We start from the raw sequence: 7,915 nt of genomic DNA, 5'->3' as shown, positions 1-7,915 counted from the left end.
GAGCAGAGCGAACACCGACCCCGCCGGAATCGACAGGTCGATCCCGTCGAGAACCGTCTTGTCCCCGTACGACTTGCGCAAACCGACGGCGGAGACGGCGGGTGGGTGAGGTGTCGTGGTCGTCATGCCGCAGAGGATGCGACGGGGTGGGTTCAGCGCGGTTTCACCACGGTTTCACCGGCTGGAGGTCGGGGCCGGCGCCGCACCCCCTTGCGCGGCGCGGTGGCGCCCGCGCTCAGCCGCGGCGGCGGGGCCTGCCGGAGGCGCGTCCGGAGCCGCGGGGCGCCTTGCCCCCGCCCGTACGACCGCCGCTCGGGCCGGAACGTCGCTGCGACGGCTGCGCGCCCTTCGCGGCGGCTCCCCCCTTGCCCCCCTTGCCGCCCTGCTGTCCCTTTGCGGCCCCGGCCTGCTTCTGCCGCGCCTCTTCGGTGCGGCGGCCCCTGGTGCTGTTGACCGTGCGCCCGCGCACGATCCCGATGAAGTCCTCCACCATGTCGGTGGTGGCCTCTTCGGGCCAGCACAGGGCGACGGACGACTGGGGGGCGTCCACGACGGGTCGGTAGGTGAGGTCCCTGCGGTGGTGCAGCCGCGCCAGCGACTGCGGGACGACCAGCAGCCCGATCCCCGCCGCCACCAGTTCCACGGCGTCCGCCGTCGTCGCCGGGCGCTCGATCGCCGGCCGCCCCGGCGGGGCCTCCCAACCGAGGGCGTCGAGCGCGTCGTCGAGGGGATGCAGCACGATCTCGTCCGCCAGGTCCGCGGCGGACACCTCGTCCACCGCCGCCACCAGGTGGTCCTTCGGCACGATCACCACGGTGGTCTCGGTGTAGAGCGGGATGGCGCTGAAGAAGGTGCGGTCCACCGGCAGCCGCACAAGGCCGGCGTCCGCGCCGCCGTCGCGCAGCACATCGGACGCGGCCGGAACCGTGACCTGGACCAGCTCCAGGGGGACGTCCGGCAGCCGCTCGCGCCAGATCCGCACCCACTTCGCCGGGGTCACGCCCGGCACGTAGGCGAGGCGGAAGGCGGCGGACGCAGGGGCTGTCTCCGGGGCTGTCACAAGGCCAGATTACCGTGCGTGGTCAGCGGCCCGGGCTGCACTCGATATCCTTGGACGCATGACGTCGCGCCAGAGCACCCAGACCATGAAGCCCGCCACGGCGGCCAAGAAGCTGGGTGTGTACCTCGAAGCCACCCCCGCGGAGTTCCGGGAGGGGGTCGTCTCCCGCGACGAGCTGAACGCGCTCCAGACCGACCCGCCGGCGTGGCTGCGGGACCTGCGCCGCGAGGGCCCGCACCCGCGTCCGGTGATCGCCGCCAAGCTGGGGATCTCCATTTCGGGCCTCGCCCGCGGCGGGGTCACCGAAGCGCTCACCACCGAGCAGATCGAGGCCCTGAAGCAGGAGTCCCCGGAGTGGCTGGTGCGCGAGCGCGCCACCCAGGCCGAGGTCCGCAAGGAGGCGGCGCGCCTGAAGGACAAGGCGAAGAACGCGGAGAAGTAGCCGGGCGACCGGCACCGACCAGGGGCCGCCGGGCGCGGAATGCGCCCGGCGGCCCCTCGGTCCTTCGGCCCGGCTCAGCCGGCGACGCGCGCCATCCACTCCTCCACGTCGTCCGCCGAGCGCGGCAGCCCCTCCGACAGGTTCTCGTAGCCGTCGTCGGTGACCAGGAGGTCGTCCTCGATCCGGACGCCGATGCCCCGCCACTCCTCGGGCACGGTGAGGTCGTCCGGCTGGAAGTACAGGCCGGGCTCGACGGTGAGCACCATGCCCGGCTCCAGCACGCCGTCCACGTACTCCTCGTTCCGGGCCCGGGCGCAGTCGTGGACGTCCAGCCCGAGCATGTGCCCCGTGCCCGCCATGGTGAAGCGGCGCTGGAGGCCGAGGTCGTACGCCCGGTGGGCCGGACCCTCGATGAAGCCCCACTCGACCAGTCGGGTCGCCAGGTGGCGCTGGGCCGCCTCGTGGAAGTCGCGGTAGGCGGCGCCCGGCTTCACGGCGGCCATGCCCAGCTCCTGGGCCTCGTACACCGCGTCGTAGACCTTGCGCTGCACGGGTGTGAAGGTGCCGCTGATCGGGAGCGTGCGCGTGACGTCGGCGGTGTAGAGGGAACGCGTCTCCACCCCGGCGTCGAGCAGGAGCAGCTCCCCAGGGCGCACCGGGCCGTCGTTGTTCGTCCAGTGCATGATCGTGGCGTGCTCACCGGCGGCGCAGATGGTGCCGTAACCGACGGCGTTGCCCTCCAGGCGCGCGCGGCGGAAGAACGTGCCCTCGATCCACCGCTCGGACGAGGCGACGGCACCCGACAGCTCGCCGATCGCGTCGGTGAACCCCCGCACGGTGGAGTCCACGGCCTTGCGGAGTTCGCCGATCTCCCAGTCGTCCTTGACGAGGCGGAGGTCGTCGAGCGCCTCCTTCAGTTCGTCGTCGCGCTCGGCGTCGGTCGTGACGGCGGCCTCCAGGGCCGGGTCGATGCCGCGGACGATCCGGGTGGGCGCCGCGGAGGCGGCGGAGAGGTCCTGGGCGGCCGTGCGGACGTCGCGGCAGGGCAGCCCCAGCACGCGCTCCGACTCGGCGAGGGAGCGCCGCCGGCCCATCCACAGCTCGGCGTGGGGGCCGGTCCAGAACTCCTGGTCGTCCCGGCCGTCCCGGGGCAGCTGGTAGCAGTACGCGTCGTGCCCGCCGTCCGCGCGGGGTTCGAGCACGAGGGCGCCGTCCCGGGCCTGGTCGCCGGTCATGTGCACATAGCCCGAGTACGGGCGGAACGGGTACGTGTCGTCGTTCGAGCGGACCTTGAGGTTCCCCGAGGGGATCACCAGGCGCTCGCCCGGGAAGCGCGCGGAGAGCGCGGTGCGACGGCGGTCCGCGTACGGGGCCTGCTCGTCCTGTTCCAGGTCGTGCCGCTCGGTGTCCGCCCACCCCGTGCGCATCAGGGCGGACAGTTCCTCGGAGATCCCTGAGTAGAGACCGTTCTTCCGGCCTTTCGCCACGTCGTACGCCTTCCCCTTCAGTGATGGTGCACCGGAGCGGACAGCGGGCGCTGCCGGAGTGGGGCCGTAAGGAGCCGGCTTCCGTACCGTGCGGCCCGGACCTGCCTCGCTGCCGCCGGTCGTCGGCGGCCCTCGGACGGTATCCCGCACGGCACCCGTCCGGCGCCCGGTGGTGCCAGTGGCACGGATCGGCCAGACGCCGCTGCGGCACGCCCGATAATGCAAGGCATGACGAACCCGAAACTCGGTGAGGCGCTGCGGCTGCTGGGGCTCGATCGAGCGACGGCCCGCGTCTATCTCGCGCTCCTCGACGTCGCCCCCGCCCCGCTGGGCGCGGTCGCGGCGGCGACCGGTCTGGACGGTGCGGAGCTCGCCGCCGCGTACGGTGCGCTGGTCGACGCCGGGCTGGCCAGTGCCGCCGAGCGCGCCGGGGACGTGGTGGCGCCGGTGCCGCCCGCCGCCGGTCTGGAGATCCTCGCCCGGCACCGGGCGGCCGAGGTCGAGGAGTCGCGCATCGCGGTCGGGGGCGCCTTCGAGTCGTTCCGGCGGCAGCGGCTCGCCGCGTACAACGACGACCTCGTGGAGGTCGTCACCGGTGAGGCCATCGGGCCCAGGATGCGTCAGGCGTGGGCGAGCGCGCGCGATCAGATCCGGCAGTTCGAGTCGCCGCCGTACTTCCCCCTCTCCAGCGCGACGGAGGACTCGCTGGCCACGCTCGCCCGCGGGGTGAAGCAGCGGGTCGTGTACTCGCGGGAGTCGCTGGAGCACCCGGGCCATCTGCGGGACGTCATCGAGCCGTGCGTCCAGGCCGGCGAGCAGGCCAGGACCCTGCCGTCGGTGCCGGTGAAGCTGGTGATCATCGACGAGGCGTACGCGCTCGTGTCGCTGTCGATCGAGCAGGCCGACGTGCACAACACGATGCTGGTCGTGCAGCCGTGCGGGTTGCTGTCCGCGCTGGTGGCGCTCTTCGAGCTGTCGTGGCAGAGCGCCGTGCCGTTCCCGGGGCGCGCCGCGCGCCCGGGCGGTCTGCCGCCGGCCGACCGGCGTCTGCTGTGGCTCCTCGCGGGCGGCGCGGGTGACGACGTCATCGCCCGCGAGCTGGGGGTCAGCCGCCGGACGCTCTTCCGTCGGCTCCAGGTCCTGATGGCGAGGACGGGCGCCGCGAACCGCTTCCAACTGGCCTTGCAGGCGCAGCGCAACGGATGGCTGTGACGGGCTTCACCGGCGTTGCCACTCGGCCGCGAGGAGTTCGTAGGAGTGCACCCGGTCGGCGTGGTCGTGCGTGATGATGGTGACGATCAGTTCGTCGGCGGCGGTGGCCTCCTGGAGCTGTTCGAGCTGGTCGGCGAAGCGCACCGGGGAACCGACGAACTGGGTGTCGACGCGGTCGGCGACCAGGGCCCGGTCCGCGTCGGTCCACGCCCTGGTGCGGGCGCGGGCCTGGTCGGGGGTGGGGAACGGGATGGCGCCCTCGGCGGTGCGGATGCTGCGGACCCACGGTCCGTACCCGGTGGCCAGCTCGCGGGCGGTCCGGTCGTCCCGGGCGACGACGACGTCGGCGGAGACGCTGACGTACGGCTCGTCGAGGTCCTCGGACGGCTGGAACGCGGCGCGGTAGCCCGCGGCCGCCTCCAGCACGGTGGCCGGGCTGACGTGTACCGGCGCGAAGCCATGACCGACGCCATGCTCACCAGGTGCGAAGAGATCATGCGGGAGGTATGCACGAACTTCGAGGCCGACCTCAAGCAGTTCAACGGCGAAGAGGACCACGTCCACCTGCTCGTGCACTACCCGCCGAAGGTCCAGCTCTCCAAGCTGGTCAACTCCCTCAAGGGCGTATCCGCCCGGCTCCTGCGCAAGGAGTACGACAACCACGTGCGCCGGTACCTGTGGGGCGGACACTTCTGGTCCGGCTCGTACTTCGCCGGAAGCTGCGGCGGAGCGCCCCTGGCCGTCGTGAAGCAGTACATCCAGAACCAGAAGCGCCCCGTGGGCTGAGCTGAACACTGCGGACCCGTGCACCCGGCACTGTCACAGCAGTTCTGAGATGGCCTTCACCCCCGGCACAAACGCCGGAGCACTGGCCAAGATCAAAGATAGACGTCGGCTTCGGCGCCCCCTGCGGCGTACGCGGCCGGCGACGAACCGCCGAACGACACGTTCGGGCGAGGCTGCTGGAAGGGGAGGACGTCGCTGAGGAAGTCGTGGAAGCGGTAGTGCTCGCCCTCGTGGTCGAAGGGCTCCCGGGCGGTCCAGGCCTTCTTGACGATCCGGATGTACTCGCGGGTGCGGGCGTACCGCTCGTCCTTGGTGAGGGTGTCGCCCTCGCGGCCCTGCTCGTGGTCGTTGCCGCCGGTGATGAAGTGCACCGTCAGCCGGCCCGGCTGATCTGGTCCAACGCGGCGAAGGTCTTCGCGGCGAAGGTCGGGTACGACACGTTGGGTCGGTGGGCGAGCAGGATCTGGAGGCGCTCCAACGTGCTCGCGACGTAGGCGGCGGCCGGCGCGGGGTCCGGCGATCCGGAACCGTAGGCGAAGAGCACCCGGTCCCAGCCGTGGTCCTCGTGCGCCCGGGCGAGGCGGAGCGTGTACTCCTTGTCGAAGGCGGCGCCGGAGCGCGCGGTCGTTTCGGATCCGTCGTTGGTGGCGGCGATGCCAAGGAACTCCACGGGCATGGGAGATGCCTTTCTGCAGCCCTGTGGACAGCGCCGGGTACGGCACCGGGGCGCTGCGGAACGCCCTCGGTGCGGCCGGGTGGGAGGGCGCCCTTTCAGGGGCTGCGAATCACGGGGCGGTCGGGTGCGCTGATGCCCAGGCCCGAGGCGCGGTCAAGCGGGGGCGGGTCAGGCTCGGCAGGGACCGTCCGGGTGCGGATCGAACCCGCTCATGAGGGAGCGCGACGAAGCCTCGGGGGCAGAGCGGAGAGGACGGCACGAACGGGGTAACTCAGCCCGCGGAAAGGGGGGTTACCGCACCGGGGAAGGGCCGGTCAGACGGCCCGTTGCCGCATCAGGTGCAACACGCTGCGGACCACACGCGACCGAAGTCGACGTGGTCACGGGTGACCACGTGCCGCTCGGCGTTCATGTGACTCGTTGAGCCGCACAACGTGACTCCCGTCAACCACGGCCCGGATCGTGGACCGAAGGTGGCGCCAAATCGCCTTGCGTTATGGTGCCATTGATGTGCCATCATGGCATCACTGGATGGCGCGCCGCTTGGCCTCGTGAGGTCGAGGAGTGCGTGTTTCCGGCAGAGCCGATCAAAGGGGTGGGGTCATGGAGACAGCACAGCGCCAGCAACGCACGGCACCCGGCGCCGTCACGGCCTTCGCGCGCTTCGTGCTCTGCGGCGGCGGGGTGGGGCTCGCCGCCAGCTTCGCCGTGGTGGCCCTCGCCTCGTGGCTGCCCTGGGCCCTGGCCAACGCCCTGGTCACCGTGGCCTCCACCCTCCTCGCCACCGAACTGCACGCGCGGTTCACCTTCGGCGCGGGCGGCCGGGCGACTTGGCGTCAGCACACGCAGTCGGCCGGGTCCGCCGCGGCGGCGTACGCCGTGACGTGCGCGGCGATGTTCCTGCTCCAGCAGTCGGTGGCGACGCCGGGTGCGGTGCTGGAGCAGGTCGTCTATCTGTCCGCCTCCGCACTCGCGGGCGTCGGGCGGTTCGCAGTGCTGCGCCTCGTCGTCTTCGCCCGGGGCCGTGCACGGATCCCGACCGTGACCCGCGCCGCGGCCCCGGCCGGCCGCGCGGCGCTGTGCCGCGCCGCCTGACCGGGGCCGTCGAGCCGGATCAGCGCTCGGCCGGATCCGTGGCGATCACGCTGTACGGGTACGGCAGCGGCTGGTCACCGGCCTTGGTGAGCAGGGCCGCGTCGGCCGGGTCGAGGTCGACGTCGGCCGCGCCGAGGATGTTTTCGAGCTGGTCGAGCGTGCGGGCGCCGACGATCGGGGCGGTGACGGTGGGCCGGCCGCCGAGCCAGGCGACGGCGACCTGAGCCGGCGTCAGCCCGCTGCGCTCCGACACCTCGAACAGGGCGTCCAGGACCCGCCAGGTGCGCTCGTCCTGGTACGCGCTCCAGGACTCGCCCCAGCCGAGCCGTTCGGCGGTCTCCACCCGGCTGCCGGCCGGCGGGGCGGTGGCCCCGCGCCGGATCGACCCGCTGAGCCAGCCGCCCCGCAGCGGGCTCCACGGGATGACGCCGAGCCCTTCCTGCCGGGCCACCTCGATCAGCTCCCACTCGGCGGAGCGGTCCAGCAGGTTGTACAGCGGCTGAAGCGTGGCGAACCGCTCCCACCCGTGCAACCGGCTGAGGTCCAGCGCCTTCTGGAGCTGCCAGCCGGTGAAGTTGCTGGCCCCCAGATAGCGGACCTTGCCGGACTTCACCAGGGTGTCCAGGGTGGAGAGGGTCTCCTCCAGCGGCGTCGCGGGGTCCCACGCGTGCACCTGGTACAGGTCGATGTGGTCGGTGCCGAGCCGGCGCAGGCTCGCCTCCACCCCGGCGATCACGTGATTGCGCCCCAGTCCCCGGTCGTTGGGGCTGTCGCCGGTGCCGTACCGGACCTTGGTGGCGATGACCACGTCGTCCCGGCGACGCTGCTTCAGCCACCGGCCGAGTATCTCCTCGGAGGCGCCCGCCGAGTAGATGTCGGCGGTGTCGACGAAGTTGCCGCCCGCCTCGGTGAAGCGGTCCAGGATGGCGTGCGACTCCTCTTCGGCGCTCTCCCGCCCGAACGTCATGGCCCCCAGGCACAGTTCGCTGACTACCAGTCCGGTTGATCCCAGGAAGCGGTGACGCATCTCAAGTCCCTCTCGATCGTTCGGCTTTGCGGCACGGACCGGTGAAGACAGCCGGGCAGGCACGGTCCGGGGCCGGGGTCGTCTCATGGACGCTGCGACCGGGCGGGCCGAGGCCGTGCGTGTCGCGCGC

The 7,915-nt window shown here is 72.3% G+C and carries 7 protein-coding genes and 3 pseudogenes; 4 read left to right on the top strand and 6 right to left on the bottom strand.

Annotation, left to right across the window (positions count from 1 at the left end; all coding sequences use genetic code 11):
- Together AB0E05_RS33090 and AB0E05_RS33085 are read right to left on the bottom strand one after the other, a co-directional pair.
- Positions 1–126, bottom strand: a pseudogene (locus AB0E05_RS33090) (ABC transporter); the annotation flags it as partial.
- A gap of 109 nt (positions 127–235) precedes the next feature.
- On the bottom strand, positions 236–1,060 hold the full coding sequence (locus AB0E05_RS33085) for a LysR family substrate-binding domain-containing protein (RefSeq protein WP_361970674.1): 825 nt from the start codon (positions 1,058–1,060) through the stop codon (positions 236–238).
- Between the two features lie 58 nt (positions 1,061–1,118).
- Between AB0E05_RS33085 and AB0E05_RS33080 the strand changes: the two genes are divergently transcribed.
- Positions 1,119–1,502 carry a DUF5997 family protein gene (locus AB0E05_RS33080; protein ID WP_361970672.1) on the top strand — a complete coding sequence of 128 codons (384 nt, stop codon included), beginning with the start codon at positions 1,119–1,121 and terminating at the stop codon, positions 1,500–1,502.
- Between the two features lie 74 nt (positions 1,503–1,576).
- On the opposite strand, the gene AB0E05_RS33075 is transcribed toward AB0E05_RS33080, so the two are convergent.
- Complete coding sequence (locus tag AB0E05_RS33075; RefSeq protein ID WP_361970670.1) at positions 1,577–2,989, bottom strand: aminopeptidase P family protein; 1,413 nt, start codon at positions 2,987–2,989, stop codon at positions 1,577–1,579.
- Between the two features lie 228 nt (positions 2,990–3,217).
- Here AB0E05_RS33075 and AB0E05_RS33070 point away from each other — a divergent pair, with 228 nt between their 5' ends.
- Entirely contained in the window at positions 3,218–4,201 is a 984-nt protein-coding gene (locus AB0E05_RS33070; RefSeq protein ID WP_361970669.1) for a LuxR family transcriptional regulator, read from the top strand.
- 6 nt (positions 4,202–4,207) lie between these two features.
- Here the strand turns inward: AB0E05_RS33070 and AB0E05_RS33065 are convergent.
- Positions 4,208–4,645, bottom strand: a pseudogene (locus AB0E05_RS33065) (LLM class flavin-dependent oxidoreductase); the annotation flags it as partial.
- Between AB0E05_RS33065 and tnpA the strand changes: the two are divergent.
- Positions 4,643–4,987, top strand: coding sequence for an IS200/IS605 family transposase (gene tnpA, locus AB0E05_RS33060; RefSeq protein ID WP_361970667.1), 345 nt, complete (start codon positions 4,643–4,645; stop codon positions 4,985–4,987). The pseudogene AB0E05_RS33065 and the gene tnpA sit on opposite strands and share 3 nt — an antisense overlap.
- 98 nt (positions 4,988–5,085) lie before the next feature.
- Here tnpA and AB0E05_RS33055 read toward each other — a convergent pair.
- Positions 5,086–5,663 (bottom strand): annotated as a pseudogene (locus tag AB0E05_RS33055) (LLM class flavin-dependent oxidoreductase); the annotation flags it as partial.
- Between the two features lie 603 nt (positions 5,664–6,266).
- On the opposite strand from AB0E05_RS33055, the gene AB0E05_RS33050 reads away from it, so the two are divergent.
- Complete coding sequence (locus AB0E05_RS33050; RefSeq protein WP_361970665.1) at positions 6,267–6,758, top strand: GtrA family protein; 492 nt, start codon at positions 6,267–6,269, stop codon at positions 6,756–6,758.
- A gap of 19 nt (positions 6,759–6,777) precedes the next feature.
- Here the strand turns inward: AB0E05_RS33050 and AB0E05_RS33045 are convergent, their stop codons facing one another.
- Positions 6,778–7,785 carry an aldo/keto reductase gene (locus tag AB0E05_RS33045; protein ID WP_361970663.1) on the bottom strand — a complete coding sequence of 336 codons (1,008 nt, stop codon included), beginning with the start codon at positions 7,783–7,785 and terminating at the stop codon, positions 6,778–6,780.
- Positions 7,786–7,915 lie beyond the last annotated feature (130 nt).

This window comes from Streptomyces sp. NPDC048057, assembly GCF_040653095.1.
Classification (GTDB): domain Bacteria; phylum Actinomycetota; class Actinomycetes; order Streptomycetales; family Streptomycetaceae; genus Streptomyces.
This window is presented reverse-complemented; position numbering and strand designations above follow the sequence as displayed.

What these genes read in the sequence shown, in the direction of transcription:
- AB0E05_RS33070 (WP_361970669.1), top strand. Translation starts at nt 3,218, where the DNA reads ATGACGAACCCGAAACTCGGTGAGGCGCTGCGGCTGCTGGGGCTCGAT.
- AB0E05_RS33080 (WP_361970672.1), top strand. Translation starts at nt 1,119, where the DNA reads ATGACGTCGCGCCAGAGCACCCAGACCATGAAGCCCGCCACGGCGGCC.
- AB0E05_RS33050 (WP_361970665.1), top strand. Translation starts at nt 6,267, where the DNA reads ATGGAGACAGCACAGCGCCAGCAACGCACGGCACCCGGCGCCGTCACG.
- AB0E05_RS33045 (WP_361970663.1), bottom strand. Translation starts at nt 7,785, where the DNA reads ATGCGTCACCGCTTCCTGGGATCAACCGGACTGGTAGTCAGCGAACTG.